Annotated in this window: 24 protein-coding genes; 13 read left to right on the forward strand and 11 right to left on the reverse strand. The window is 55.4% G+C overall.

From position 1 onward, the window contains the following. Window positions 1-15: 15 nt before the first annotated feature. Both znuB and znuC read right to left on the reverse strand, forming a co-directional pair. Window positions 16-801, reverse strand: coding sequence for a zinc ABC transporter permease subunit ZnuB (gene znuB / locus ACMYSN_RS24245; protein ID WP_462496452.1), 786 nt, complete (start codon window positions 799-801; stop codon window positions 16-18). Next, a complete protein-coding gene (gene znuC / locus ACMYSN_RS24250) occupies window positions 801-1,553 on the reverse strand; it encodes a zinc ABC transporter ATP-binding protein ZnuC (protein WP_462496453.1) in 753 nt (250 codons plus the stop codon). The genes znuB and znuC overlap by 1 nt, the downstream gene beginning before the upstream one ends. A gap of 78 nt (window positions 1,554-1,631) precedes the next feature. Here znuC and znuA point away from each other — a divergent pair, with 78 nt between their 5' ends. The 3 genes from znuA (at window position 1,632) to lpxM (ending at window position 5,051) form a co-directional block, all read left to right on the forward strand. Then, entirely contained in the window at window positions 1,632-2,576 is a 945-nt protein-coding gene (gene znuA / locus ACMYSN_RS24255; protein WP_462496454.1) for a zinc ABC transporter substrate-binding protein, read from the forward strand. A gap of 15 nt (window positions 2,577-2,591) precedes the next feature. Next, window positions 2,592-3,911, forward strand: a complete 1,320-nt coding sequence (gene mepM / locus ACMYSN_RS24260; RefSeq protein WP_462496455.1) for a murein DD-endopeptidase MepM — start codon at window positions 2,592-2,594, stop codon at window positions 3,909-3,911. Window positions 3,912-4,076: 165 nt separating this feature from the next. Continuing rightward, window positions 4,077-5,051, forward strand: coding sequence for a lauroyl-Kdo(2)-lipid IV(A) myristoyltransferase (gene lpxM / locus ACMYSN_RS24265; RefSeq protein WP_462496456.1), 975 nt, complete (start codon window positions 4,077-4,079; stop codon window positions 5,049-5,051). Between the two features lie 55 nt (window positions 5,052-5,106). Here the strand turns inward: lpxM and dcuR are convergent, their stop codons facing one another. The 3 genes from dcuR to ACMYSN_RS24280 form a co-directional block, all read right to left on the reverse strand. Then, window positions 5,107-5,823 (reverse strand): response regulator, encoded by a 717-nt coding sequence (dcuR, locus tag ACMYSN_RS24270; RefSeq protein ID WP_462496457.1) that lies wholly within the window; start codon window positions 5,821-5,823, stop codon window positions 5,107-5,109. A gap of 59 nt (window positions 5,824-5,882) precedes the next feature. Further along, window positions 5,883-7,568: an NAD-dependent malic enzyme gene (locus ACMYSN_RS24275; protein WP_462496458.1), complete on the reverse strand. Its 1,686-nt coding sequence runs from the start codon at window positions 7,566-7,568 to the stop codon at window positions 5,883-5,885. Between the two features lie 69 nt (window positions 7,569-7,637). Further along, window positions 7,638-8,582 carry an AEC family transporter gene (locus tag ACMYSN_RS24280; protein ID WP_462496459.1) on the reverse strand — a complete coding sequence of 315 codons (945 nt, stop codon included), beginning with the start codon at window positions 8,580-8,582 and terminating at the stop codon, window positions 7,638-7,640. 631 nt (window positions 8,583-9,213) lie between these two features. Here ACMYSN_RS24280 and ACMYSN_RS24285 point away from each other — a divergent pair. Beyond that, window positions 9,214-10,548, forward strand: coding sequence for a 2-hydroxycarboxylate transporter family protein (locus tag ACMYSN_RS24285; RefSeq protein WP_462496460.1), 1,335 nt, complete (start codon window positions 9,214-9,216; stop codon window positions 10,546-10,548). Between the two features lie 99 nt (window positions 10,549-10,647). Here the strand turns inward: ACMYSN_RS24285 and pyk are convergent, their stop codons facing one another. Then, window positions 10,648-12,090, reverse strand: a complete 1,443-nt coding sequence (gene pyk, locus ACMYSN_RS24290; RefSeq protein ID WP_123754904.1) for a pyruvate kinase — start codon at window positions 12,088-12,090, stop codon at window positions 10,648-10,650. A 126-nt stretch (window positions 12,091-12,216) separates the two neighbouring features. Then, window positions 12,217-13,122 carry a MurR/RpiR family transcriptional regulator gene (locus ACMYSN_RS24295; RefSeq protein WP_174508033.1) on the reverse strand — a complete coding sequence of 302 codons (906 nt, stop codon included), beginning with the start codon at window positions 13,120-13,122 and terminating at the stop codon, window positions 12,217-12,219. Between the two features lie 319 nt (window positions 13,123-13,441). On the opposite strand from ACMYSN_RS24295, the gene zwf reads away from it, so the two are divergent. The 3 genes from zwf (at window position 13,442) to ACMYSN_RS24310 (ending at window position 17,629) form a co-directional block, all read left to right on the forward strand. Beyond that, window positions 13,442-14,917 carry a glucose-6-phosphate dehydrogenase gene (zwf, locus tag ACMYSN_RS24300; protein WP_123754903.1) on the forward strand — a complete coding sequence of 492 codons (1,476 nt, stop codon included), beginning with the start codon at window positions 13,442-13,444 and terminating at the stop codon, window positions 14,915-14,917. Between the two features lie 221 nt (window positions 14,918-15,138). Continuing rightward, on the forward strand, window positions 15,139-16,950 hold the full coding sequence (edd, locus tag ACMYSN_RS24305; RefSeq protein ID WP_462496461.1) for a phosphogluconate dehydratase: 1,812 nt from the start codon (window positions 15,139-15,141) through the stop codon (window positions 16,948-16,950). A 37-nt stretch (window positions 16,951-16,987) separates the two neighbouring features. After that, complete coding sequence (locus tag ACMYSN_RS24310; protein WP_174508035.1) at window positions 16,988-17,629, forward strand: bifunctional 4-hydroxy-2-oxoglutarate aldolase/2-dehydro-3-deoxy-phosphogluconate aldolase; 642 nt, start codon at window positions 16,988-16,990, stop codon at window positions 17,627-17,629. Window positions 17,630-17,691: 62 nt separating this feature from the next. On the opposite strand, the gene purT is transcribed toward ACMYSN_RS24310, so the two are convergent. After that, entirely contained in the window at window positions 17,692-18,870 is a 1,179-nt protein-coding gene (purT, locus tag ACMYSN_RS24315) for a formate-dependent phosphoribosylglycinamide formyltransferase (protein ID WP_462496462.1), read from the reverse strand. A 135-nt stretch (window positions 18,871-19,005) separates the two neighbouring features. Here purT and ACMYSN_RS24320 point away from each other — a divergent pair, with 135 nt between their 5' ends. The 3 genes from ACMYSN_RS24320 to ptrB all read left to right on the forward strand — a co-directional run bounded on the left by ACMYSN_RS24320 (window position 19,006) and on the right by ptrB (window position 22,348). Further along, entirely contained in the window at window positions 19,006-19,365 is a 360-nt protein-coding gene (locus tag ACMYSN_RS24320) for a YebG family protein (RefSeq protein ID WP_462496463.1), read from the forward strand. Window positions 19,366-19,463: 98 nt separating this feature from the next. After that, window positions 19,464-20,171, forward strand: coding sequence for a tellurite resistance TerB family protein (locus ACMYSN_RS24325; protein WP_462496464.1), 708 nt, complete (start codon window positions 19,464-19,466; stop codon window positions 20,169-20,171). A gap of 116 nt (window positions 20,172-20,287) precedes the next feature. After that, a complete protein-coding gene (gene ptrB, locus ACMYSN_RS24330) occupies window positions 20,288-22,348 on the forward strand; it encodes a S9 family peptidase (RefSeq protein WP_462496465.1) in 2,061 nt (686 codons plus the stop codon). Between the two features lie 5 nt (window positions 22,349-22,353). Here ptrB and exoX read toward each other — a convergent pair whose 3' ends face one another. Further along, a complete protein-coding gene (exoX, locus tag ACMYSN_RS24335; RefSeq protein WP_123754896.1) occupies window positions 22,354-23,013 on the reverse strand; it encodes an exodeoxyribonuclease X in 660 nt (219 codons plus the stop codon). Between the two features lie 78 nt (window positions 23,014-23,091). Next, complete coding sequence (locus tag ACMYSN_RS24340; protein ID WP_123754895.1) at window positions 23,092-23,322, reverse strand: DNA polymerase III subunit theta; 231 nt, start codon at window positions 23,320-23,322, stop codon at window positions 23,092-23,094. A gap of 127 nt (window positions 23,323-23,449) precedes the next feature. Here ACMYSN_RS24340 and yobA point away from each other — a divergent pair, with 127 nt between their 5' ends. Genes yobA through ACMYSN_RS24355 form a run of 3 tightly spaced genes read left to right on the forward strand, consistent with a single transcriptional unit; the run spans window position 23,450 to window position 25,052 of the window. Then, entirely contained in the window at window positions 23,450-23,824 is a 375-nt protein-coding gene (gene yobA / locus ACMYSN_RS24345; protein ID WP_462496466.1) for a CopC domain-containing protein YobA, read from the forward strand. Window positions 23,825-23,827: 3 nt separating this feature from the next. Beyond that, entirely contained in the window at window positions 23,828-24,697 is an 870-nt protein-coding gene (copD, locus tag ACMYSN_RS24350) for a copper homeostasis membrane protein CopD (protein WP_462496467.1), read from the forward strand. Window positions 24,698-24,713: 16 nt separating this feature from the next. Next, window positions 24,714-25,052 (forward strand): YebY family protein, encoded by a 339-nt coding sequence (locus tag ACMYSN_RS24355; RefSeq protein ID WP_462496468.1) that lies wholly within the window; start codon window positions 24,714-24,716, stop codon window positions 25,050-25,052. Window positions 25,053-25,444: 392 nt separating this feature from the next. On the opposite strand, the gene ACMYSN_RS24360 is transcribed toward ACMYSN_RS24355, so the two are convergent. Next, window positions 25,445-26,398, reverse strand: a complete 954-nt coding sequence (locus ACMYSN_RS24360) for a Csu type fimbrial protein (RefSeq protein WP_462496469.1) — start codon at window positions 26,396-26,398, stop codon at window positions 25,445-25,447. Window positions 26,399-26,411 lie beyond the last annotated feature (13 nt).

The raw sequence follows: 26,411 nt of genomic DNA on the forward strand, positions 1-26,411 counted from the left end.
GGGAAAGCTGCGGGTTCAGGCGCTGTGTTTCTTCATCATGCTGAAGACAAACAGCAGCGCAGCGCACAGTACCACCGACGGGCCGGCAGGGGTGTCATAAAAGGCCGAGAAGGTCAGCCCTCCGGTAACCGCCACCATCCCAACGCCAACAGCGACACCGGCCATCTGTTCCGGCGTACGGGCAAAGCGACGTGCCGTTGCTGCCGGAATAATCAGCAGCGAGGTAATAATCAATGCGCCGACGAATTTCATCGCCACACCAATGGTCAACGCGGTAACCAGCATCAACAGCAATTTCACCCGCTGCAGCTTCACGCCATCGACAAACGCCAGGTCAGGACTGATGGTCATTGACAGCAGATTGCGCCATTGCCAAAGCAGAATCGCCAGCACGATGACCACGCCGATAGCGATAGCGATCAAATCTTCCGGCGTCACCGCCAGCAAATCACCAAACAGGTAGGCCATCAGGTCGACGCGGATATTCGACATCAGGCTGACCACCACCAGGCCCAGCGACAGCGCGCTGTGCGCCATAATCCCCAGCAACGTATCGAGCGCCAGATGCGGGCGCTTCTCGAGCCACACCAGGCCCGCGGCCAGCATCAGGGTGACAGCGATCACCGCATAAAACGGGTTAACGTTCAGCAGCAAGCCGAAAGCCACACCCAGCAAAGAAGCATGGGCCAGGGTATCGCCGAAATAAGACATGCGGCGCCAGACCACAAACGATCCCAGCGGGCCAGCCGCACAGGCGAGCATCATCCCGGCAAGCCAGCCGGGTAACAGTAATTCAATCATCAGCGCTCATTTCCCCGACGCAGTACAATCCGCCCCTGCAGGTCATGGCGGTGATTATGGTGATGGCGGTAAATACCCAACTGTTCCGCGCCGCGCTGACCAAACATCGAGATAAACTGCGGATGCATGGAGACCACTTCCGGCGTACCGGAGCAGCAAATGTGCTGATTCAGGCACAGCACCTCATCGGTTTTCGCCATCACCAGATGCAGGTCGTGAGAGACCATCAGCACCGAGCAATCAAGCTCCTGGCGCAGCTGGTTAATCAGATCGTACAGGGCGACCTGACCGTTCACATCAACCCCCTGGGTTGGCTCATCGAGCACCAGCAGCTGCGGCTGATTCAGCAGCGCACGGGCTAGCAGCACGCGTTGGGTTTCGCCACCGGAGAGTTTTTGCATCGGGGCTTCAATCAGATGCCCGGCCTGGACTCGTTTCAGCGCCGGCAGGATATCCTGCTTATGCGTACCAGGGCGCAAACGCAAAAACCGGCTGACGGTCAGCGGCATCGTGGCATCAAGATGTAATTTTTGCGGGACGTAACCAATGCGCAGATGACTCTCGCGCTTGATAACACCGCCGGTCGGTGCTACCAGTCCAAGAACCACCCGCACAAGGGTCGATTTTCCGGCACCATTGGGGCCGAGCAAGGTCAAAATTTTGCCGGGTTTTAGGGTCAGCGAAATGTCAGACAGTACGCGCCGTTGGCCGAAGGCGACCGAGACGTTTTCCAGCGTTACAAGATTAGTCATGTCAAATTAGGAGTTGCACAAGTCAGTGAATGTTATAATATCACATCTTTCTTGTTCATTACGATGATTAGACGCATTATGTTACATAAAAATACGCTTCTTTGCGCTGGACTTAGCGCCGTTTTTTTGTTCACCCACGCCTCCGTCGCTAACGCGGCTGTGGTTACCTCGATGAAACCTTTGGGCTTTATCGCTTCCGCTATCGCTGAGGGGGTCACGGAGACCCAGGTACTGCTGCCGGACGGCGCATCAGAGCATGATTATTCCCTACGACCTTCCGATGCAAAACGCTTACAGAACGCAGACTTAGTGGTCTGGATTGGTCCAGAAATGGAAGCGTTTATGGATAAGTCGACGCAAAGCATTGCGCCGAATAAAAAGGTGACGATTGCGCAACTGGATGGGGTGAAACCGCTGCTCATGAAAGGGGCAGATGATGATGATGACGATCACGGCCACGACCATGGCGCAGGGGAAAAAAGTGACGGCGATCACCATCACGGTATTTACAATATGCATTTGTGGTTATCCCCAGAGATAGCGCGGCTTTCGGCGGTTGCAATCCACGATAAATTATTGGAACTTATGCCCCAGAGTCGAGCCAGGCTTGACGCAAACCTGAGCGCGTTTGAGGCACAATTAGCCGCGACCGATAAACAGGTAAGTAACGAGCTCGCACCGCTGAAAGGGAAAGGGTATTTCGTTTTTCATGATGCCTATGGCTACTTTGAAAAACACTACGGTCTGACTTCGCTTGGTCATTTCACCGTTAACCCTGAAATACAGCCTGGTGCGCAGCGTTTACACGAAATCAGAACACAGTTGGTTGAGCAAAAAGCGACTTGCGTTTTTGCTGAGCCACAGTTCAGGCCAGCCGTTATAGAAGCTGTTGCCAGGGGCACCTCCGTGCGTATGGGGACTCTGGATCCGTTAGGGACAGGAATTAAGCTGGGTAAAGATAGTTACCCGCAGTTCCTGGAACAACTGGCGAAACAGTATTCGAGCTGCCTGAAAGGAGATTAACGAGGAAGTGAATACGTGCAACAGATAGCCCGTGCTGTCACTCAGGCATTCAACAATTTGCCACGACCTCACCGCGTCATGCTGGGGTCGTTGAGCGTACTGACATTAGCGGTCGCCGTCTGGCGACCCTACATCTACCATCCGGAATCAGCTCCTATTGTCAGGACAATTGAGCTGGAAAAGAGCGAAATACGTTCGCTGCTGCCGGAAGCTTCTGAACCTATCGATCAGGCGCCGCAGGAAGAAGAGGCGATTCCTCAGGATGAGCTGGATGACAAAGCCGATAGCGACGCCAATGGCCATGAATACGTGGTTTCCACCGGCGATACCCTGAGCAACATCCTCAACCAGTACGGCATTGATATGGGCGATATTGCCCAGCTATCTTCTGCTGACAAAGCGTTGCGTAACCTGAAAATCGGTCAACAACTGTCGTGGACACTCACCGCCGACGGCGATCTGCAGAGCCTGACCTGGGAGATGTCGCGCCGCGAAACGCGCACCTATAACCGGGTAGCAAACGGCTTCAAAATGAGCAGTGAGCTGCAAAACGGCGATTGGGTCAACAGCGTGCTGAAAGGCACCGTCGGTGGCAGCTTTGTCGCCAGTGCCCGTTCTGCGGGGCTGACCAGCACCGAAGTCAGTGCGGTGATTAAAGCAATGCAGTGGCAGATGGACTTCCGCAAGCTGAAAAAAGGCGATGAGTTCTCGGTTCTGATGTCGCGCGAAATGCTTGACGGCAAGCGTGAGCAGAGCCAGCTGCTGGGCGTGCGTCTGCGCTCGGATGGCAAGGATTACTTCGCGATCCGCGCCGAAGACGGTAAGTTCTACGACCGTAACGGTACCGGCCTGGCGAAGGGCTTTATGCGCTTCCCGACGGCCCGCCAGTTCCGCGTTTCTTCGAACTTTAACCCGCGTCGTCTGAACCCGGTGACCGGGCGTGTCGCACCGCACCGTGGCGTTGATTTTGCGATGCCGCAGGGTACGCCGGTTCTCGCGGTGGGTGATGGTGAAGTCGTGGTCGCTAAGCGCAGCGGCGCGGCGGGGTACTATGTCGCTTTGCGTCATGGTCGCACCTACACCACCCGCTATATGCACCTGCGTAAGCTGCTGGTGAAACCGGGACAGAAAGTTAAACGTGGCGACCGTATTGCGCTGTCCGGCAACACCGGGCGCTCTACCGGCCCGCATCTGCACTATGAAGTATGGATTAACCAGCAGGCGGTTAACCCGCTGACGGCGAAACTGCCGCGTACAGAAGGTCTGAGCGGTTCCGATCGTACAGATTACCTGGCGCAGGTGAAACAGGTCATCCCGCAGCTGCGATTTGACTAAGCCATCATCACTCGAAGCCGGTGCCCGTTACGCACCGGCTTTTTCTTTTGTAGGTTCCCCATCGTATCGCTAAACTATATCCAGAATACGTCGGGTTACGGCCTGGTGGCTGCGATATGCCGTTTTACGGGATTCCCCCCTTATTAGTACTGCTGTGGACTGGGCATGGAAACGAAAAAAAATAACAGTGAATTTATTCCAACATTTGAGAAATCCTTTTTACTTCCGCGCTACTGGGGTGCCTGGTTAGGGGTCTTTGCGTTTGCCGGTATTGCCCTGACGCCGCCCGCGTTTCGCGATCCGATCCTCGGTAAACTCGGGCGTGTGGTGGGTCGACTGGCGAAGAGCTCGCGCCGTCGGGCGCAGATCAACCTGCTGTACTGCTTCCCGGAAAAAAGCGAAGAAGAACGCGAAGCCATCATTGATGACATGTACATGGCTGCACCGCAGGCAATGGTGATGATGGCCGAGCTGGGCCTGCGCGATCCGGAACGAGTTCTCTCCCGCGTCGACTGGCAGGGCAAAGAGATCATCGACGAGCTGCAGCGCAATAACGAGAAAGTGATCTTCCTGGTGCCGCACGCCTGGGGCGTGGATATTCCGGCAATGTTAATGGCATCAGGCGGCCAGAAAATGGCGGCGATGTTCCATAACCAGGGAAACCCGGTGTTCGACTATGTCTGGAATACCGTTCGCCGCCGCTTCGGTGGGCGCATGCATGCCCGTAACGACGGCATCAAACCCTTTATTCAGTCGGTGCGCCAGGGCTACTGGGGCTACTATCTGCCCGATCAGGATCACGGCGCAGAACACAGCGAGTTCGTCGACTTCTTCGCAACCTATAAAGCGACCCTGCCAGCGATTGGCCGGCTGATGAAAGTCTGCCGCGCCCGTGTGGTGCCGCTGTTCCCGGTCTATGATGGTAAAACCCACCGCCTGACGGTGCTGGTACGCCCGCCGATGGACGATCTGCTGGAGGCTGACGATCGGACGATTGCGCGGCGGATGAACGAAGAGGTGGAGATTTTCGTCAAACCGAACACCGAGCAATATACCTGGATCCTCAAACTGCTGAAGACCCGTAAGCCGGGTGAAACCGAGCCGTATAAGCGCAAAGAGCTGTATCCGAAAAACAAATAGCACCTGTTTGCCACTCCGTTGGCATCATCGACAACAGCCAATGGGCCTGCGCGGTTCATTGGCTGTATTGTCTGAGCAGGGCAACATGCTCGCCGAGCAGCTGGTAACGATACTCCGGGCGACCGGTCATGCCATAGTGGTTGGTGGTATAGAGGATGCCCGTCTGTTCAAGCCAGATCAGATATTTGCGGCACGATACCCGCGAGATATGCAGTGCCGCAGCCAGTTCATTGGTTGAAAAGTCGCGTGCCTGATGCGCATCAATCCAGCGGCACACCAGACGCAGCGTTTGCGGCGTTAATCCCTTTGGCAGCCGGCGGTTGCCTTCCTGGCGCGGCAGGCTGCTGCGCAGTAAATCATCAACCTCCGATTGTACATAGCAGCTTTTGGCGTGCCGAAGTATATGGCGTTTGCGCCATGTCAGCAGCGCCTCCTCAAAGCGCGGAAACTGAAACGGTTTAATCAAATAATCGACCACGCCGTAGCGCATCGCCGTCTGGACAGTCGAGGCATCGGCGGCGGACGTTATCATGATCGTATCGATATGACGGCCGCTGGCGCGCAGGACTGGCAGCAGGCTGAGCCCATTTTCATGCTGCATATAGACATCCAGCAGCACCAGGTCGATCTGCGGTAACTGGCTCAGCATCTGCTCTGCTTCGCCAATCGTCGAGGCGATGCCACAGCAGTGAAAGTCGGCGACCCGACTGATAAACAGCTGGTTTAGCCCGGCAACCATGGCATCATCATCAACAACAAGCACATTGAACATGCGCGGTTCCTTGAACTCGCGGGAAGCAAGGGCGCTTCCCGCAGGGTTAACCCAGGGCGTTACAGCGCCGAGCGTTTATACGAGATATAGTGCGCTCGCCAGAAGGTTTTATCGATACTGACGGCCAGCTGCTCCTGGCTGATGTCGGGGGCGACGCCTTCTTGTTGGGCTACCCGAGCCACGTCCATGGCAATGGCTCTGGAAATCATCTCGATCTGCTCCACCGGCGGAAGCAATCCGCCTTTCCCTGTGATGACTAACGGGGAATGGGCGGCAAGGGTCTTACTGCAGGTGATGAGCATGGCTTCCGTGACGCGCTGTGCCTTCGCCGCCAGGATGCCTAACCCCAGCCCCGGGAAAATGTAGGCGTTGTTACACTGGGCAATCTCGTGGGTTTCCCCTCGATACACCACCGCGTCAAATGGGCTGCCGGTGGCGATTAAGGCATTTCCCTCGGTCCATTCGAGAAGGTCGCGCGGCTGCGCTTCCGCGCGCGAGGTGGGGTTGGAGAGCGGCATCACGATCGGGCGAGGGCAGTGGCGGTACATCTCTTTGATGATCGCTTCACTAAATAGACCCGGCTGCCCGGAGACGCCAATGAGCACGGTTGGCTGGACGTTGCGCACGACATCCATCAACGACAGAGAGGTGCCGTCGGTATCCCAGTGGGTGAGGTTTTCCCGCGGCGTGATGAGGGCTTGCTGGAAATCGAGCAGGTCGGGCGTCTCTTCCGTCAGCAGGCCTGCACGGTCGACCATGAAGATATTATTGCGTGCTTCACGTTCCGTCAGGCCATCGTCCACCATCAGGGCAATGATTTTCTCAGCAATCCCGCACCCGGCGGAACCGCCCCCGAGGAACACTACCCGCTGGTCACGCATGCGGGTACCCGCAGCGGTGGCGGCGGCGATCAGCGTACCGGAGGTGACCGCGGCGGTTCCCTGGATATCGTCATTGAAGCAGCACAGCTGGTGGCGGTAGCGGTTAAGCAGTCGGCTGGCGTTCTTCTGGGCGAAATCTTCGAACTGCAGCAGGACGTGCGGCCAGCGCTGTTTCACCGCATCGACAAACATATCCATAAACTCAATATACTGGTCGTCATTGATTCGTGGATGACGCCAGCCCATATACAGCGGGTCTTCCAGCAGTATCTCGTTATTGGTGCCAACGTCCAGCATGATGGGCAGCGTCGACGCGGGGTGAATGCCGCCGCAGGCGGTATACAAGGAGAGCTTGCCGATGGGGATCCCCATGCCGCCAATGCCCTGATCGCCAAGGCCAAGAATCCGTTCGCCGTCGGTGACCACAATCACCTGGATGTCGTTGCGGGAAAAACTTTGCAGCATCTCGTCAATATGGTGGCGGTTTGGCCAGGAAATGAACAGGCCGCGCCCGCGGCGATATATTTCCGAGAAGTGTTCGCATGCTTCGCCCACCGTGGGGGTGTAAATCACCGGCAGCATTTCTTTCATGTGATCGCGCAGCAAATGATAAAACAGCGTCTCGTTGGTATCCTGAATATTCCGCAAATAAATATGCCGGGAAATATCACGTTTGAACTGGCAAAACTGCATCCACGCACGTTCCGTCTGTTCTTCAATGGTTTCGATATTATGCGGCAGTAATCCCTGTAAATTAAATGCCGTACGTTCGCCTTCAGTAAATGCCAGCCCTTTATTTAATAGCGGGTTTTCTAATAGCACGGCACCATTATAGGGAGTGTATACGGTTTCTGTGACTAACATGTTATGACTCCTGAATCTTATTTAAAAATAATATCATGGGTATTTGCTGATATAGGTGTGGCGCAATATTTAAGATATAAAATAAATCATGATGCCTTCGGTAACGACGCCAATGGCGGTGCCAAGCAAAATAGAGGATGAAGCGGATTCAATGTAGGTATCGCTGCGCAGGGCAAACATACCGGCGGCGATCGCTGAAGGGGTTGCCCCGATAATAATCACCTGTTGCATCAGCGTGTGGCTGAGGCCAAAAGCCAGGCCAGCGGCAGCCATCATGGCGGGTTGAATCAGGTTTTTAATACTGATGTTGGTGCAGGTCTGGATATTCAGCGTTGGACGTTCGCCGTAAAACAGCAGGCCCAGAGCAAATAAAGACAGCCCGCCGGCAATTTTTCCGACCATTTCAATCGGCATGCTGAGCATATGCGGCAGCTGGACTCCGGCGAGACTCAGCAGGACACCAGAAATCGGGATCCAGACAATAGGGTTTTTGACAGCATTGAGTAAATTTTGCAGGATCAGCGTGGTGGCATGAACACGCTGGGTCGCGTCTGAATCTTTGTCCCCCATGCGAATCAGGATTATCGTCAGCGGGATCATAAAGACGCTGGTGATTAAATTGCCGATAAGCACACCGAGAAAACCTTCAGGCCCGATCAGCACCGCCAGCACCGGCGCGCCGAAATAGGCCATATCAGGAAATGCGCACACCAGGGATTGAATGGCGCTGGTTTTGATATCGTGGCGAAACACGTAGCGGGAGATCAGTAGGGTGAGGAAGTAAGACCCCATCAAGCCAATGACTAATACCGCCATAAAGGTGAAGTTTTTAATTTTATCGGGATTGGTATGTAAGGCCCCGATAAAAAGATGGAACGGCAGGGCAAACCGAATCACGACGGTGGCTAAAACCGAGGCATCTTCGCGCCGGGTATAGCCTAACTTACCACTGAGCCAGCCGAGCAGCATGATAAAAACTAACGGGAACAATGATTGTAGTAGCAGTGTCGGCATAGGTGATCCTGAAATTATAATATAGGGTTGGTTGTGTTTTTTAATTTAACGATCCCATAAGAATTGAAAGGTGATTGACATCACAGTGGCTAGTGTTTAAATAATTTCGCGTCAGGAACTTTACTTACAAATAACACGGGTGAGAATAACGCCTTGTTTTATATGGCAGGTGTTACAGAATCCTGTTTGCTGATAACTTTAGCTTCACAGCGATAAATTAAATTACTTAAAAGCGAGTTATTGTCTCAGTCACAAAATCGACAGGTAACAGGGGTATTGGCTTTTTAATAGCAAAACCCTGTGTTACCGTTTTGATGGTTTCAATTATAAAAGCACTTAATTTTTAATTTTTATTTCCATTTTTATTTAATGGCGTAATTTTTTATATATCCTAAATAACTCGAGTTGCAGGCAGGCGGCGACGCAAGGAATCCCCAGGAGCTTACTGAAGTAAGTGACTGGGGTGACAAATCTTTCTGGAACAGATTTGAACGCTGCGAGCAGCGGCCCTGATAAGGGTGAGGCTTAAGGATGAGCGGAATAACGAGTCAAGCCAACGCTCATGCAACTTGAAGTATGACGGATATATTGCGCCCCGATCCTACGCAAGCTATTACAACGCAGGTGAGATATGAAAAATAATTCACTGAACCACCCGATTGAAAAAACGCACTCGAGTGGGCAAACCGCGCGGTTTTTTTCGAACGTTGACGTCGGCGCCGTGCCGTTAACCCTGTTTGTCGGTATCGCCACGATTGTGGTGGTGGCGTCGATGGCGGGAGTGTTACCAAAGAATATGATCGGCGGGCTGGCGGTCATCATGACCTTAGGGTTTGCGCTGGCTAAAATAGGGCGGATGGTGCCGGTGCTGAAAGATATCGGCGGTCCGGCGATCCTGTGCCTGATGATGCCGTCGGTGCTGGTCTATTTTGGCGTGTTTGATCCACACACTCTGGGCACCGTGCACTTGCTAATGAAAGAGGCCAATCTGCTCTATTTCGTCATCGCCTGTCTGGTGGTCGGCAGTATTTTGGGCATGAACAGAACCATCCTGATTCAGGGGATGGTGCGGATGTTCGTGCCGCTGGTGGTCGGAACCGGAGCGGCCATATTCACCGGGCTACTGGTAGGCAGCCTGTTTGGCTACAGCCTGTATCACACCTTTTTCTTTATCATCGTGCCGATTATTGGCGGCGGTATCGGGGAAGGGATCCTGCCGCTGTCGTTGGCCTACTCGGCGATCCTCGGACAGACTCCGGATGTCTATGTCGCGCAGCTGGCACCAGCCGCGGTGGTGGGGAACATTTTTGCCATCATCTGCGCCGGCTTCCTGGCACGCCTTGGCGCACGCCGTCCGCAGCTTTCCGGTGACGGCATGCTGATTCGCAGCCATGATGATAACCGCGTCTTCTCGCAGGCGCAGAGCGGACAACCGACCGATTTCCAGCTGATGGGCGCCGGACTGCTGATGATCTGTGCCTTTTTCATCGTTGGCGGCTTGCTGGAGAAGGTGCTGCACATTCCGGGTCCGGTGTTGATGATTCTGGCGGCGGTGCTGTGTAAATACACCAAAGTTATCCCCGCCGCGATGGAGCTGGGGGCGCACAGCTGCTACAAATTTGTCTCTGCCGCGCTGGTCTGGCCGTTGATGATTGGGCTCGGCATGCTGTATGTGCCTCTGGAGAGCGTGGTTTCGGTCTTCTCCGTCGGCTATGTCGTGGTGTGCGGGTCGGTGGTGTTGTCGATGGCGCTCAGCGGCTTTTTTATCGCCTCACGGCTGAATATGTATCCGGTGGAAGCGGCGATCGTCACCAGCTGCCATAGCGGTCTCGGGGGAACCGGGGATGTTGCGATACTCTCGGCATCCAATCGCATGTCGCTGATGCCTTTCGCACAGATCGCCACCCGTATCGGCGGGGCCTCAACGGTGATTGCCGCCACGCTGTTAATGAGCTGGATCGTCTGATTCGCCGGGCTGCAGGTGATTAATCTTCCACGTATCTTTCAACAAAAAAAACCTGCCAGCGTGATGCTGGCAGGTTTCAGGCGTTTCGCGACCGGAATATTATTCGACGGTGAGGATACGCGTGGTGTTGGTGCTGCCGATGGTGCTCATCACGTCACCTTGGGTGACGATAACGAGGTCGCCGGAGACCAGGTAGCCTTTATCGCGCAGCAGAATTACCGCATCGTGAGCCGCAGCAACGCCGTCACTGGTGCTGTCGAAATGCACCGGCGTCACGCCACGGTACAGGGCGGTCAGGTTCAGGGTGCGCTCGTGGCGGGAGAGGGCAAAAATCGGCAGCCCGGAGCTGATGCGAGAAGTCATCAGTGCGGTACGGCCAGATTCGGTCATGGTGATAATAGCGGTGACCCCTTTCAGGTGGTTTGCCGCATACATCGCAGACATGGCGATCGCTTCTTCAACGTTATCGAACTGAATATCAAGACGGTGTTTGGACACGTTGAGGCTTGGGATCTTCTCTGCGCCGAGGCAGACGCGCGCCATCGCGGCGACGGTTTCTGACGGGTACTGGCCGGCGGCCGTTTCAGCAGACAGCATTACCGCATCGGTACCATCGAGGACGGCGTTCGCGACGTCCATGACTTCCGCACGGGTTGGCATCGGGTTGGTGATCATCGACTCCATCATCTGGGTCGCGGTGATCACCGAACGGTTCAGCTGACGGGCGCGGCGGATCAGGGCTTTCTGAATCCCGACCAGTTCCGGATCGCCGATTTCAACGCCGAGGTCACCACGTGCCACCATGACCACGTCAGAAGCCAGAATCACGTCGTCCATCGCGTCCTGATCGCACACGGCTTCTGCACGTTCAACTTTGGCGACGATCTTGGCGTCACAACCGGCTTCACGTGCCAGACGGCGGGCATAGTTCAGGTCTTCGCCGCAGCGCGGGAAGGAGACGGCGAGGTAATCGACGCCAATTTTCGCCGCCGTTACGATGTCGGCTTTGTCTTTGTCGGTCAGCGCTTCCGCAGAGAGGCCACCGCCCAGTTTGTTGATGCCTTTGTTGTTCGACAGCGGGCCGCCGACGGTGACTTCGGTGAACACTTTCAGGCCCTGAACTTCGATAACTTTCAGCTGTACGCGTCCGTCGTCCAGCAGCAGGATATCGCCCGGCACAACGTCCGCTGGCAGACCTTTATAATCAATACCGACGCGTTCTTTATCGCCTTCACCTTTACCCAGTTCGGCGTCCAGCAGGAATTTGTCGCCGATATTGAGGAAAATTTTGCCTTCTTTGAAGGTGGATACGCGAATTTTCGGTCCCTGGAGATCACCGAGGATCGCAACATGGCGGCCCAGTTTAGCCGCAATCTGGCGGACTTTATCCGCGCGAATCTGGTGATCTTCCGGGGTACCGTGAGAGAAGTTCATACGTACTACGTTAGCACCCGCGGCGATAACCTTTTCGAGGTTGTTATCACGATCGGTGGCTGGGCCTAAGGTCGTTACGATTTTGGTTCTGCGAAGCCTTCTGGACATGTAATACTCCGTTGACTAAAACAACTTTGGTGTTGCGTGAACATGGAATCGGTGGTGCCAGCCAGCAAATTTGCTGTACCGGGACAAAACCGAAGGTCTAATAGGTCACTACTTCATTATCAGGTTTTATGGGTTATCGCTGCGTACGGGTAGTTCTTTATCAAAACGCGATTCCTTTAATGCTTCCTTGACCCGCTTCAAGTTATCTCTGAATTTAGCGCCACGACGGAGGGTAAAACCGGTCGCCAGCACGTCAATGACCGTCAACTGGGCAAGACGTGAAACCATTGGCATGTAGATGTCCGTATCTTCAGGGACATCAAGCGTAATCGATAACGTGGCCTCGCGGGCCAACGGCGTGCCTGGCGAGGTAATGGCAATGACCATGGCATCGTTTTCACGCGCCAGCTGCGCCAGTTCGACCTGACTTTTAGTCCGTCCAGTATGGGAGATAATCACCACCACGTCATCGTCATCGCAATTCATACAGCTCATGCGTTGCAGGACAATGTCATCGGAATAGATGACCGGGACATTAAAACGGAAAAATTTATTCATGGCGTCATGGGCGACCGCCGCTGACGAACCGAGGCCAAAGAAGGCAATTTTCTTGGCCTGGGTTAACAGATCGACGGCCCGATTCACCGCTGACATGTCGAGCGAATGGTGGACCTGATCTAAACTGGCCATGGCCGACTCAAATATTTTACCGGTGTAGGACTCGACGCTGTCGTCTTCATCGACATTGCGGTTAACATAGAGGGTCCCGTGCGCCAGGCTTTGTGCCAGATGAAGCTTAAAATCGGGAAAGCCGCGGGTTTCAAGGCTCCGGCAAAAACGGTTAACGGTAGGCTCGCTGACGCCAGCCTCCAGCGCCAGGGCCGCAATGCTTGAATGAATGGCCTGAGCAGGCGTAGCAAGGATGACTTCCGCCACTTTGCGTTCGGATTTGCTAAGGTGTTCCAGTCGGGACTGGATTTTTTCCAGCATATTCATGGGTAACAGGGCGCTCATCAGTGGAAACGATTTCATTAATGGATGAAATCATCAGGCGTTTTAGCAAGAATATACCCCTCTGCTGTCGCCAGCGGGGAGGAATGACGTTAAAAAATGTTGTTTTTTTTCATTACATGATCAGAGTCGTATTTTATTAACTTAAAAGCGGTCGAAACAACGAACTCACCAGGCCGTTTGCCCAAATTGTCGGCGGAACTTTTCTCCGCGTGCGGTTTAGCTGCGGGAATAGGGGCCAGAGGGTTTCGGGAAGTTCGTAAACACAGTACAGTGCAGTGTAATAAAATTACAAATATAGCCTGGCATAAGCACCAGACTATCAACTGAGGAGAATGACATGGCGGTAACGCAAACGGCCCAGGCATGCGATCTGGTCATTTTCGGCGCAAAGGGTGACCTGGCGCGTCGTAAATTGTTGCCTTCCCTGTATCAGCTTGAAAAGGCTGGCCAGATCAACCCTGACACCCGCATTATCGGGGTCGGACGTGCTGACTGGGATAAAGATGCTTACACCAAAGTAGTTCGTGAAGCGCTGGAAACTTTCATGAAGGAAAAAATCGATGAAAGTTTGTGGGATACCCTGAGCGGACGTCTGGATTTTTGTAACCTCGATGTGAATGATACCAAAGCGTTTTCTCGCCTCGGCAAAATGCTGGATCAGGAAAATCGCGTCACTATTAACTATTTCGCGATGCCGCCAAGCACCTTTGGCGCGATTTGCAAAGGCCTCGGCGAAGCAAAACTGAATGCCAAACCGGCGCGCGTGGTCATGGAAAAACCGCTGGGGACCTCTCTGGATACCTCCCGCGAAATCAACGACCAGGTCGGCGAATTCTTCGAAGAGTGCCAGGTCTACCGCATTGACCACTATCTCGGCAAAGAGACGGTGCTCAATCTGCTGGCGCTGCGTTTTGCGAACTCCCTGTTTGTGAATAACTGGGACTGCCGCACCATCGACCACGTTGAAATCACCGTGGCGGAAGAAGTCGGTATTGAAGGCCGCTGGGGTTACTTCGATCAGGCCGGGCAGATGCGCGACATGATCCAGAACCACCTGCTGCAGATCCTGTGCATGATTGCCATGTCGCCGCCGTCAGATCTCAGCGCCGACAGCATCCGTGATGAAAAAGTCAAAGTACTGAAATCACTGCGCCGTATCGATCGCTCCAACGTGCGTGAAAAAACCGTCCGTGGTCAGTACACCGCCGGTTTTGCTCAGGGTAAAAAAGTGCCGGGATACCTCGAAGAAGAGGGCGCGAACAAATCCAGCAATACCGAAACCTTCGTGGCGATCCGCGTGGATATTGATAACTGGCGCTGGGCTGGCGTGCCGTTCTACCTGCGTACCGGTAAACGTCTGCCGACCAAATGTTCTGAAGTCGTGGTTTACTTCAAAACACCGGAGCTGAACCTGTTCAAAGAGAACTGGCAGGAGCTGCCGCAGAACAAATTAACCATTCGTCTGCAGCCGGACGAAGGCGTTGATATTCAGGTGCTCAACAAAGTTCCTGGTCTGGATCACAAACACAATCTGCAGATCACCAAGCTGGATCTGAGCTATTCGGAAACCTTCAATCAGACTCACCTGGCGGATGCCTACGAGCGTCTGCTGCTGGAAACCATGCGTGGGATCCAGGCGCTGTTCGTGCGTCGTGATGAAGTGGAAGAGGCGTGGAAGTGGGTGGACTCCATTACCGAAGCCTGGGCGGCGGATCGCGATGCGCCTAAGCCTTATCAGGCGGGGACCTGGGGACCGGTTGCCTCCGTGGCGATGATTACCCGCGATGGTCGTTCCTGGAACGAATTCGAATAGTCAGCAGCTTATCCGGATGAGTTATTTTACCGGTAACATGATCTGACGCAGTATGTCGCATAATTTTTAGCCTTTTAAGCTCCGGGAGGATTCACCCCCGGGGCTTTTTTTATTACACTGCCTGTAGATATTTTGCCGCTGAGCTGCAGTGCTGGTGCCTTTCACCGAATAAGTCATCGTTAAATCACTGTGGCCGGACAGATAAAAATTCAGGAGCCTTTATGAACTCGACAATGTTACGGGTAACAAATCGCATTATCGAGCGGTCGCGTGAAACCCGCACCGCCTACCTCGCACGGATTAACCAGGCGAAGACGGATACCGTCCATCGCGCCCAGCTGGCCTGCGGTAACCTGGCCCACGGCTTTGCTGCCTGTCAGTCGGATGATAAAGCCTCGCTGAAAAGCATGTTGCGTAACAACATCGCTATCATTACCTCCTACAACGACATGCTCTCCGCCCATCAGCCCTATGAGTACTATCCGGATATCATCCGCAAGGCGTTGCATTCTGTGAATGCGGTTGGCCAGGTTGCGGGCGGGGTGCCGGCGATGTGCGATGGCGTCACCCAGGGGCAGGATGGTATGGAGCTCTCGCTCCTGAGCCGCGAAGTGATTGCGATGTCGGCCGCGGTCGGCTTGTCGCATAACATGTTCGATGGCGCGCTGTACCTCGGCGTGTGCGACAAAATCGTCCCGGGGCTGACCATGGCGGCGCTATCTTTTGGTCACCTGCCGTCCATTTTCGTGCCGTCAGGCCCGATGGCCAGCGGCCTGCCGAACAAAGAGAAAGTACGGATTCGCCAGCTGTATGCTGAAGGTAAGGTCGATCGTATGGCGCTGCTGGAGTCAGAAGCGGCCTCCTATCATGCGCCGGGCACCTGTACCTTCTATGGCACCGCGAATACCAACCAGATGGTGGTGGAGTTTATGGGGATGCAGCTCCCAGGCTCATCTTTTGTCCACCCGGATGCCGAATTGCGTACGGCGCTGACTACCGCTGCGGCCCGTCAGGTGACGCGCCTGACCGGTAACGGCAACGAATGGATGCCGCTGGGCAAAATGTTCGATGAGAAAGTGGTGGTGAACGGTATTGTGGCGCTGCTGGCGACCGGCGGTTCCACCAACCATACGATGCACCTGGTGGCGATGGCTCGCGCCGCCGGCATTATCATCAACTGGGATGATTTCTCCGATCTGTCCGACGTGGTCCCGCTGCTGGCGCGTCTCTATCCGAACGGCCCGGCCGATATTAACCACTTCCAGGCTGCAGGTGGCGTGCCGGTGCTGGTGCGTGAATTGCTCAAGGGCGGCCTGCTGCACGAAGATGTGAATACCGTGGCCGGGTATGGACTCTCCCGTTACACCATGGAACCGTGGCTGAATAACGGCGAGCTGGACTGGCGTGAAGGGGCAAGTGCGCCTCTGGACGATCAGGTCATCGCCACTTTCGATAAGCCATTCTCTCGCCATGGTGGGACCAAAGTGCTCAGCGGTAACCTTGGCCGTGCGGTCATGAAAACCTCCGCTGTGCCGGTAGAAAACCAGGTTATCGAAGCTCCCGCGGTGATTTTTGAAAGCCAGCACGACGTGCTGCCGGCGTTTGAAGCCGGGATGCTGGACAAAGATTGCGTGGTGGTGGTCCGTCATCAGGGGCCAAAAGCGAACGGCATGCCAGAATTACATAAACTTATGCCGCCACTTGGTGTATTATTGGACCGCCGTTTCAAAATTGCGCTGGTTACCGATGGGCGACTCTCTGGCGCATCCGGCAAGGTTCCGTCAGCAATCCATGTCACGCCTGAAGCTTATGATGGCGGCCTGCTGGCAAAAGTACGTGATGGCGATATCATCCGCGTGAACGGGCAGACCGGTGAACTGACGCTGCTGGTGGATGATGCTGAACTGGCTGCGCGTCAGCCGCATATTCCTGACCTGAGCGGTTCGCGAGTGGGAACCGGCCGGGAAATGTTCTCTGCGCTGCGTGAGAACCTCTCCGGAGCGGAACAGGGCGCAACCTGCATCACTTTTTAAGACGATTCGAATTGTAGATCTGGCGAGAGAAAATCTGATGAAAAACTGGAAAACAACTGCAGAAGCAATCCTCACCACCGGCCCGGTTGTACCGGTAATCGTGGTGAAAAAGCTGGAACACGCTGTGCCGATGGCAAAAGCGCTGGTTGCAGGCGGCGTGCGTGTACTGGAAGTGACGCTGCGTACCGAATGTGCGCTTGAGGCTATCCGCGCGATTGCCAAAGAAGTGCCGGACGCGATTGTTGGTGCAGGTACCGTTACCAACGTCGAGCAGCTGAAAGCCGTCACCGACGCAGGCGCGCAATTTGCTATCAGCCCGGGCCTGACCGAGTCCCTGCTGAAAGCGGCAACGGAAGAAGGCACCATCCCACTGATCCCGGGTATCAGCACCGTTTCTGAGCTGATGCTGGGCATGCAGTATGGCCTGAAAGAGTTCAAATTCTTCCCGGCAGAAGCCAACGGCGGCGTGAAAGCGCTGCAGGCTATCGGCGGTCCATTCGCTCATATCCGTTTCTGCCCGACTGGCGGCATCTCTCCGGCGAACTACCGTGACTACCTGGCGCTGAACAGCGTGCTGTGCATCGGCGGTTCCTGGCTGGTACCGGCAGATGCGCTGGAAAGTGGCGATTATGACCGTATCACCAGCATTGCTCGCGAAGCGGTAGAAGGCGCGAAGTAATTTTCACGCCCTGATTTATCGTAAAGTACTCACCCGGTAGCATTCGTGCTACCGGGTTTTTTTTATCCTTGAACCACGACGGCAGAGGCGGCGGTTTTTGCCCGCGCCACTGCATCTTCAACGCTGTCAGCGACCGCCAGCGTCACGCCGAGTCGACGGGAGCCGTCAATTTCCGGCTTGCCGAACAGGCGCAGCTGCAGGCCTGCACCCACCGCCGCCTGAATATTGCTAAAGGTGACGTTCTGGCTGGTCAACTGCGGCAGAATGACCGCCGAGGCCGCCGGGCCGTACTGACGAATCGCGCCGATCGGCAGGCCGAGAAACGCCCGGACGTGCAGGGCAAATTCGGAGAGATCCTGCGAGATCAGGGTGACCATGCCGGTATCGTGCGGACGCGGGGAGACTTCGCTGAAGATCACCTCATCGCCACAGACAAACAGCTCCACGCCGAACAGGCCATAGCCGCCGAGCGCCAGTACCACCTTGCTGGCAATCTCCTGGGCGCGGGCCAGCGCCAGTTCGCTCATCTGCTGCGGCTGCCAGGATTCGCGATAGTCGCCATCTTCCTGACGATGGCCGACCGGGGCGCAGAAATGCACGCCATCCACGGCGCTGACGGTCAGCAGGGTGATTTCAAAGTCGAAATTCACCACTCCTTCAACGATAACCCGACCGGCACCGGCGCGGCCGCCTTGCTGCGCATACTGCCAGGTATCAGTCAGCTGTTCAGCGCGGCGAATAAAACTCTGGCCTTTGCCGGAAGAGCTCATGACCGGCTTCACAATGCAGGGCAGGCCAATTTCGTCCACCGCATCGCGAAAAGCGCTTTCGCTATCGGCGAAGCGGTAGGAGGAGGTCGGCAGCTGCAGCTCTTCTGCGGCCAGGCGACGGATACCTTCGCGGTTCATGGTCAGCTTAGCCGCGCGAGCGGTAGGGACCACTTTTTGCCCGGCCTGCTCCAGTTCAACCAGCGTATCGGTGGCAATGGCTTCGATTTCCGGCACGATGAAGTCCGGTTTTTCCTCTGCAATCAGCGCCCGCAGGGCATCGCCGTGCAGCATGTTGATCACGTGCGAACGGTGCGCCACCTGCATCGCCGGCGCGTCGGGATAGCGGTCTACGGCGATCGTCTCAATACCCAGGCGTTGACACTCGATGGCCACTTCTTTGCCGAGCTCGCCGGAACCTAACAACATAACCCGCGTTGCTGCCGGGCGCAGGGCTGTGCCTAATAACGTCATGACTCATTTCCACAGTAAAAAAACATGCGCCGTAGTATAAACGAAAACGTTTGCGTCTGTCTTTATGGCTGTCAGTTGAGTCCAGGGTGAAAATTTGTTATACTGTATAAAAATACAGTATAAAGAGGCTGCACAATGGCGGTTGAAATTAAATATGTGGTGATCCGCGAAGGTGAGGAAAAAATGTCGTTTACCAGCAAAAAAGAGGCCGATGCTTACGACAAAATGCTCGATCTTGCCGAAGTCCTTAACGACTGGCTGGTAGCGTGCCCGCTGACGCTTGAAGAAGCACAGCGTGATGAAATGGCGCTGTGGCTGGCGGAACGCAAAGAGACCCTGCATCACATCCTGAGAACAGGGAAAGCGCCGGAAGCAGAATCAGACGAAGAAACAGCAGGGCAGGAGCCTCAGGCTGACACCGCGGAAGGCGCGGCGGATGAACCAGACGAACCGCAGGTTGCCGCGGCGAAAACCCGCAAGGTGAAGGCCGCCTGATTGCGGCCTGAATTTGCGCATCTTTATCTGCTCATCACATTTCCTGACATCTCGTCGTTTAGGCTGATGGTTTCGCTTACTATGCAACGAGGGAAATCATGTCTAACTGGCTTAATCAACTCCAGTCTCTGCTGGGTCAGCAGGGACAATCTACCTCCTCAGGTGAACGGCAGGAGGGGAAAAGTTTCCTCCTGCCCGGCGCGCTGGGCGGCCTGGCCGGGCTGCTGGTAGCCAGTAAATCATCGCGCAAGCTGCTGGCTAAATATGGCACCAGCGCGCTGCTGGTCGGCGGCGGTGCGGTGGCTGGAAGCGTGTTGTGGAATAAGTATCAGCAGAAATTGCGCGAGAGCGCACCAGCGTCGTCGGCAACGCCAGCATCACCGCCAGCATCACCGACAGCTGCGCCATCGGTTGCATCTGCGTCACCCTCTACCGGGCTTGATGCCCGCAGCGAGCGGCTGATTCTGGCGCTGGTGTTCGCGGCGAAAAGCGACGGCCACATCGACGACCACGAGCGGGCCAACATCGAAGAGCAGCTGCGTGCCGCCAATATTGATGTGCAGGGGCGGGTATTGATCGATCGCGCGCTGGCTCAACCGCTCGACCCGCAGCGTCTGGCTCAAGGGATCAACAGCGAACAAGAGGCGCTGGAGGTGTACTACATCAGCTGCGCGGTGATCGATATCGATCATTTTATGGAACGCAGCTACCTCAACGCCCTCGGGGAGGCCTTACGCCTGCCGGCGGAAGTGCGGACCGAGATCGAACAGGACATCCAGGCGCAAAAACAGGCGCTTTCCACCTAAATAAACAGGTTTTGCTTGCATCGCGGGCCACTTTTGCCACCCTTATAGACACGCCATCTTTCAAGCCGCTTCTTGAATGATTTTGTGTAGTAGAAAAGGATGCAAAAGAGCAGACGATGCCACCAAAAGCAAAACGAATCCCCCACGCCATGAACTTACATGGCGATACCCGTATCGATAATTACTTCTGGCTGCGCGACGACGATCGCGAGCGGCCAGAAGTGCTTGACTATCTGCGCCAGGAAAATGAGTACGGGCATAAGGTCATGTCGACACAACGCAGCCTGCAGGATCGGGTGCTAAAAGAGATCATCGACCGTATCCCGCCGCGCGAGGTTTCCGCCCCCTACAGCAAAAATGGCTACCGCTATCGCCAGGTGTACGAGCCGGGTTGTGAATACGCCATCTATCAGCGTCAGTCGGTGCTGAAGCAGGAGTGGGATGAATGGGAGGTGCTGCTGGATGGTAACCAGCGCGCGGCCCAGAGCGAATTCTATACCCTCGGCGGGCTGGGGATTGCCCCGGACAACATTCTCATGGCGGTGGCGGAGGACTATCTCTCCCGGCGGCAGTATGGCCTGCGCCTGTGCAATCTGCAAAGCGGCGAATGGTATCCCGAGGTGCTGGAGAACGTCACGCCAGAATTTGCCTGGAGCAATGATTCACAGACCCTGTGGTATGTTCGCAAACATCCGACTACCTTGCTGCCTTATCAGGTCTGGCGGCACACCGTCGGTTCGCCGTCCTACTCAGACACGCTGGTCTATGAAGAAAAAGACGACATGTTTTACGTCAGTCTCCATACCACCACTTCCCGGCAGTTCGCGGTGATCTATCTGGCCAGCGCGACAACCAGCGAAGTGCGCTTGCTGAATACCGAAATGCCGGATGCCGAGCCGGTGTGCTTCCTGCCGCGCCGCAAAGATCACGAGTACAGCCTCGATCACTACCAGCACGCCTTCTATCTGCGCTCCAATCGTGAGGGTAAAAATTTCGGCCTCTACCGGACTCACGAACGTGACGAGCAGCAGTGGCAGACCCTGATCCCACCGCGCCCGGACGTGATGCTGGAAGGATTTACGCTCTTTACCGACTGGCTGGTGGTCGAGGAGCGTCAGCGTGGGTTAACCAGCCTGCGCCAGATTAACCGTAAAACCCATGAAGTGGTCGGGATCGCCTTTGACGATCCGGCCTATGTGACCTGGCTTGCCTGGAACCCAGAACCTGAAACTTCCCGCTTACGTTACGGTTACTCGTCGATGACCACGCCGGATACCCTGTTTGAGCTGGACATGGATACCGGCGAGCGGCGGGTGCTCAAACAGCAGGAAGTCAAAGGGTTCGACCCCAGCCATTACCGCAGCGAGCACCTGTGGATTAAGGCGCGGGATGGCGTCGAGGTGCCGGTCTCGCTGGTTTACCGTCGGGAGCATTTTCGCAAGGGCGGCAACCCGCTGCTGGTCTATGCGTACGGATCTTACGGCGCCAGTGAAGATGCGGACTTCAGCGCCAGCCGCCTGAGCCTGCTTGACCGTGGCTTCGTGTTTGCTATCGCCCACGTTCGTGGCGGCGGCGAGCTCGGACAGCAGTGGTATGAAGACGGCAAGTTCCTGTGCAAGAAAAACACCTTCAATGATTACCTTGATGTCTGTGATGCGCTGGTGGCGCAGGGGTATGGCGATCCTCAATTATGCTACGGCATGGGCGGTAGCGCCGGCGGGATGTTGATGGGCGTGGCCATTAATCAGCGTCCGGAGCGCTTTCACGGTATCGTCGCCCAGGTGCCGTTTGTTGATGTCCTGACGACCATGCTTGATGAGTCGATTCCGCTGACCACCGGGGAGTTTGAGGAGTGGGGCAATCCGCAGGATGAAGCGTATTACCACTATATGAAGAGCTACAGCCCCTATGATGGCGTGACCGCTCAGGCCTATCCTCATATGCTGGTGACCACCGGTCTGCATGATTCCCAGGTGCAATACTGGGAGCCGGCGAAATGGGTGGCGAAGCTGCGCGAGCTGAAGACGGACGATAATCTGCTGCTGCTCTGCACCGATATGGATTCGGGCCATGGCGGCAAGTCGGGGCGTTTTAAAAGCTATGAAGGCGTGGCGCTGGAGTTTGCCTTTCTGATTGGCCTGGCGCAGGGGACTCTGCCAGGCCAGGCCGACGTCTAATCGCGCTACTCCCCGAGATAGTGCTTGAGCGTCAGGCGCAGCTCGGGGCTCATCCGATCCAGATTATTGAACAGCCAGCGTAAATAGCCGGGATCGTTTTCCGCGATTTCTGCCACCGCTTTACCGCGATACTTGCCGAACGTGAAGGTGGTCAGGAGCGCCGGGCGGCCGGTGATGGTCACCATGTCGTCAGGCTGCCAGCCGGAGACGTTCATGATATCGAGCAGCAGCGCCGCGGTGATATAGCAGTCGTACAACGCGCGGTGATGATGCAGCCCTGCCGGTGTGGCGACGCTAAGCTTTCGCGATTTATACAGCCCCATATTGCTGTATTTGATTCCTGGCCACAGACGCCGCGCCAGCTTCATGGTGCAGATCCACTCTCCGTGCATTTCGGGTAAGACCCGACGGTCGAAACTGGCATTGTGGGCGACATACCACGGGCTGCCGAGATAATGCGGCAGAACCTCTTCAATCCACGGCTTGTCCGCCACCATCTCTTCGGTGATGTGGTGGATCGCCATGGCCTGGGGGCTGATCGGGCGGTCGGGGCGGACCAGGTGGCTCATCGGGTTGGTTATCTGCCCGTCGACAATGTCCACGGAGGCGATCTCGACAACGCCGCCTTGTAACCCGCAGGTTTCGGTATCTATTACGCGTAGCATGGGCTGCTCCAGGCCAGGGTTACCCGCGTACGGGAATACACCGGCCTTGCCAGGTAGGGTGTCCGCAGGGAATGGCAATTATTTTGCTTTGGGTTCATAAGGTAATCGCGACAGGGAAACGGAGGCCAGTCGATGGGCAATCAGGCGTTCGCGGAACCAGTCGCGCAGGTGCGCTGGCTGCTCTCTTTCCACTAAATCGGCGACAACCGGCATATTGTAGCGTTCTTTAAAGGCGACGCCGGCTGCGGCAAGATCGACATTCACTTTGTCCATCTCATCCTGCGAAAGTTTTGCCAGGTTTTTTTCCAACGGGTTTCTCCTTCATGATGCCGTAAAGCGTTCGGGCGAGTCGTCAGGCTCGGACGCGCCGCTCGACTACGCCATTATACAGGGTTATTCTCTGTGCTACATATCATAACGAAAAGGAATGACGATTATGCGTATCACTGCCGGGCGCGCGCTGCGTGTCTCTGCTCTTCTCGCCGGTTTCTTTGTCAGCGCCGCGGCCTTTGCCCACGCTCATCTGCAACAGCAAACCCCCGCCGCAGATTCGACGGTGGCGGCTTCTCCCGAGACGCTGACCCTCAACTTTTCTGAAGGTATTGAAACGTCATTTAGCGGCGTGACGTTGACCGGGCCGCAGCAGCAATCGGTGGCAACCGGAAAACTGGCCCGCAGCGACAGCAATCCGACCCAGCTGATTGTTCCTTTGACCCAACCGTTGACGCCAGGGACATACACCGTCGACTGGCATGTGGTGTCCGTTGACGGTCACAAGACCAAAGGGCAGTACCACTTTACCGTGAAATAATCGATGCTGACGGGAATTTATATCGGCCTGCGTTTTGTCCACTTCCTGTCGCTGATGGTGGCCTTTGGCTGCGTGCTGTATGGCGGGTGGTGGGCGCCAGTCTCTCTGCGTCGTTTACTGATGCAGCGTTTTTTGCCGCTGCTGCGTCATCTGCTGCTGCTCAGCGCCGTCACGGCCCTGCTAATGCTAATGGCGCAGGGCGGGTTGATGGGAAACGGCTGGGGAGATGTCTGGCAGCCCGCTATCTGGCAGGCGGTCGCCGGCACCCGTTTCGGCAGCGTCTGGGTCTGGCAAATCCTGCTGGCCTGGGTCACGCTGGCGGTGGTGTGGCTGCGACCGCGCCGTCTGGCCCGGCTGCTGCTGGTGCTGCTTTGCGGCCAACTGATATTGATGGCGGGCGTCGGGCACGCGGCAATGAGCGAGGGCCTTCGTGGCGTTCTGCAACGCACTAATCATGCCGTACATCTGTTCTGTGTTGCCAGTTGGTTTGGCGGCTTGCTGCCGTTCATCTATTGCCTGCGGCTGGCGCGAGGGCGCTGGCGTCAGTCGGCAATCAGCACCATGATGCGCTTCTCGCGCTACGGGCATCTGGCGGTGGCGGGAGCGATTGCCAGCGGCGTGGTGAATTCGCTGCTGATTCAGGGGGGACTGATCCACGACTCCCTCTGGGGACAGATGCTGTTGATCAAATGTGCTCTGGTCGCCGGGATGGTGGCAATTGCGTTGGTGAACAGGTATGTTCTGGTGCCACGTATGTCGGTGAGCGCATCGCGAGCGGAACAGCTCATTGTACGCACCACGCAGGCAGAAATTGTGCTTGGCGCACTGGCGTTGCTGGCTGTCAGCCTGTTTGCAACCTGGGAACCTTACTGAATTAACTGGCTAAATCATGAAAAAAACTCTTTTGACGATGTTGTTACTGGCAAGCTCGGGCGTCGCGCTGGCGGCACCGCAAATTATCACCGTCAGCCGCTTTGAGATGGGCAAAGACAACTGGGCATTTACCCGCGAAGAGGTGATGCTGACCTGCCGTCCAGGCAACGCGCTGTTTGCCATTAACCCCAGTACGCTGGTGCAGTATCCGCTCAATGATATTGCCGAGCAGCAGGTGAAAGCAGGTAAAACCAGCGGGCAGCCGATCTCGGTGATCCAGGCGGACGATCTTCAGAATCCGGGACAAAAAAAGAGTCTGGCGCCATTTATTGAACGCGCGCAGAAACTTTGCTGATTCCCGAAGCTATCCTGCTGTATTAGCACATAAAAAAACCGCCGTTATCCTTTGTCAGGATCGGCGGTTTTTTGCTGGCACCGTGATTTCGACAGGAATTATTCGACCACTTTTGTCGCGGACTGGAAAACCTGTCACGGTAATCTATTCTTATAAGGCAAGGCGATTAGCCTGCATTAATGCCAACTTTTAGCGCACGGCTCTCTCCCAAGAGCCATTTCCCTGGACCGAATACAGGAATCGTGTTCGGTCTCTTTTTATCTGTTGCTTATCAAACTGTTATGTCATCTGACCGCAAATAATCCTTCATTTTCCACGGCGGTCTGCCCTTCTTATACCACAACCCAAAACGCCTTAACATTCCCTTTACAGAAAAACGCGGTATTAAAATCTCAATAAGAGACGGTTACGGTGACGGTATCGCTATAGGTTCCGGCCGGCTTGCTGGTTTGGGCTGGATTAATCTTTAGCGTGTAGTTTACATCCTGAGCGGTGCCGGTACCGCTAACGTTAAGGTCGTTGCTCTGGGTCCATGCGCTGCCTGACAGTTGATAGAACTGATACTGCAATGCATAACTGTTCTGATTTATGGTCGCCATCAGCTGGCGCCAGCCTCCGCTGGTGGGGTTGGTGCTGGTCAGGTTTACGGTAAAGGCCGCGTTCTTAGTGCAACGAACCGAAAATTTGCCGCTCAGGTCGGAAAAACTGGAAGGCAGGGAGGCGGGCACAAAGGCGACATCCGGCGCACTATCAAGGAAACAGTAGTTCGTCACTTTCAGCGCCACGTTAAGCACTACTTGCTGATGGCCGGTGGCGTAGTTACAGGTGATGATACCTGAGACGCAGATTCTGTAATCCCACAAAATGTTGATATTGTCGGTATAGGTTCCGGCGGGCATATTGAGTCCTGACGGAATTTTCAGAAAAATGGGCAACGAACCATCGCTGGCGTTGAATAATCCCAGCAGCCCGATAAGTGAGGTGATACTCCAGGTTTTGATATAGCCGATGGGATAAACCTCAGAACAACTGTCATCTGAGCAAAGGCTATAGGGTACAAAATCGGTCCCGCTGGCGCTCATCATCTGCGGAACCGTGCCATTTGGATGATCTGATGAGACGATTTTAGCGCTAATGGTATTGGTGCTGAGTAGCGACAGCGCGCTGCCGGAGCAGGCGAAACCTGATGCCGATTTAACCGTTTGCGGCGTACTGGCGAGAGTAAATGAGTTAACGGAACCAAAGCTTGCCGCGTTGGTGAGCTGAAATGAACAGCTGATATCCGCGCGAGCGAGTGGGCTGAATAAAAACAGCAGCGTGCATAAAATCAGAATGCGTTTCAACATCGTCTCCGCGTTT

Source organism: Klebsiella sp. R445 (genome assembly GCF_051131755.1).
Classification (GTDB): domain Bacteria; phylum Pseudomonadota; class Gammaproteobacteria; order Enterobacterales; family Enterobacteriaceae; genus Klebsiella; species Klebsiella lignicola.